This window comes from Mycobacterium simiae (assembly GCF_008370645.1).
In the GTDB taxonomy this organism is placed as follows: Bacteria; Actinomycetota; Actinomycetes; order Mycobacteriales; family Mycobacteriaceae; genus Mycobacterium; species Mycobacterium simiae_A.
In genome coordinates this window covers 1-1,897 of the sequence record NZ_VTZN01000360.1, presented here as the reverse complement: position 1 = coordinate 1,897, position 1,897 = coordinate 1, and the positions used below count along the sequence as shown (strand labels likewise).

1 protein-coding gene and 1 pseudogene are annotated in these 1,897 nt (G+C 69.8%); both read right to left on the bottom strand.

Going from position 1 to position 1,897, the window contains the following annotated elements; genetic code table 11:
- The coding region (locus tag F0Q45_RS25760; RefSeq protein ID WP_149656557.1) for a PE family protein at positions 1 to 1,197 on the bottom strand (1,197 nt) is incomplete at its 3' end.
- Positions 1,198 to 1,305: 108 nt separating this feature from the next.
- A pseudogene (locus F0Q45_RS25755) lies at positions 1,306 to 1,897 on the bottom strand (family 16 glycosylhydrolase); the annotation flags it as partial.

Sequence of the window (1,897 nt, the reverse complement as noted above, 5' to 3'; positions counted from 1 at the left end):
GGCCCCGCCTTTAGCCGTCGATGCGCCGCCGGCAGACGTGCCGGCCGCGGCGTTTCCGCCGTTGCCTCCGGTCGCGCCGTTGACCGAGGCGCTTCCGCCGTTTCCGGCCTGGGCGGTCACGTTGCCACCGGCGCCGCCGTCTCCGCTGGAGGCCAGCCCGCCCGCACCTCCACTACCACCGTTACCCAACAGCACGCCGCCAGCCCCGCCGCTCCCACCGGCCCCTCCAATAGCGGTGGAAGATCCGCCCGCAGACGCGCCGACGGCGGCATTCCCGCCGTCTCCGCCGATCCCGCCGTTGACCGCGCTGTCTCCGCCGTCGCCGCCCTGGGCCAGGGTGTTGCCAACAATGGCGCCCCCGTCTCCGCTGGATGCGTGCCCGCCGGCGCCCCCAGCACCACCGTTACCCCACAGCAACCCGCCAACCCCGCCGTGGCCGCCGACCCCACCGATCGCCGTCGCGGACCCGCCGAAGGTGTCACCGGCCGTGGCGTCACCGCCGGTCCCCCCGGTTCCGCCCCCGACCGGGCCGGCTCCACCGTCCCCGCCGCTGGCCGCGGCCCCGCCGGCGGGCTGCCCGTTCCCGACGGATGCGTGCCCGCCTGCACCACCGGCACCGCCGTTACCCCACAGCCACCCGCCGGCGCCGCCATTTCCGCCGGCCCCGCCGACGCTGGCGCCGGCCCCGCCTTGCCCACCGGCCCCGCCGGAGCCAATCAGCCCGGCTGACCCGCCGTTACCACCAGCTTGGCCTGGCGCACCTGACCCGCCGGCCCCGCCATTTCCGTAAAACAGCCCGCCGACCCCACCATCCTGCCCGCTACCGGGCAGCCCGTCGGCGCCGTTTCCGATCAATGGGCGTCCCAGCAGGGTCTGGGTGGGCGCGTTGATTGCGGTTAGCAGATTCTGCGCAACATTGACGGCCTCCGCGTTGACATACGACCCCCTGCCCGCGTTCAACGTCTGCACAAACTGGTTGTGGAACTCGAATGCCTGGGCATGCAGCGCCTGATAGAACCGCCCGTACGACCCGAAGCACGCCGCGATCGCCGCCGACACTTCGTCCCCAGCCGCGACCGCTATCTCCGTCGTGGGGACAGCGGCTGCGGCAGCGCCCGCGCTGATCGACGAACCAATATCGGTCAAATCCGTTGTCGCCGCCGCTATCAGCTCCGGCATCACATATACGAAAGACATCGACACTCCCTCGCCGAAACCCACCCGGTGCAGTCACTGTACCGCGATCCGGGCGCGGGATCCCGCGAGTGAACAGTCTCAGGCCGCACACCGACATTAGGTCATCGATCAGTCCTTTATGGACACCGAGACGTAATCGACGAGCATCGGCTGCCCAGAAACCGTTGCGGCAGTAGGGCCACCGCCGAACGCCGCCGGGAAGGCTCCGCCCATCGCCACGTTCAAGATGACGAAGAACCCGTGGTGGGTGGCGTTGCTCCAATCGGTCGCGGAGACCTGGTCGGAGTTGATGGTGAAAAAGTTGTTGCCATCCAGGTACCAGCGCAACTGCTCAATGCTCGTGCTGCGGTCGAATTCGACAGCGTAGGTGTGGAAGCTGGTTCCGGCGCCCGGGACAGGGTGTTCGCCCGAGCTAATTCCACCGGGCTCGTTGAAGGGCGGGCCGCCGGCCCAGACGCTGCCATGCAATGTGGCCCACACCGAGCTGCGGCCATTGATGGCCTCCATAATGTCCAGCTCGCCGATGGTGGGCCAGTTGGTGGCGCCGACGGGCCGCGCCGCATCGCCGAGCGCCCAGAAGGCCGGCCAATAGCCCATCCCGTTGGTGGTGTCGACGTCCGGCTGTTGAATCGACCCCTCGATGCGCAGCACGCCGCCGGTTGGCGCCGCAAAGTCGGTACGCTGCGTCGCGATCCGGCCC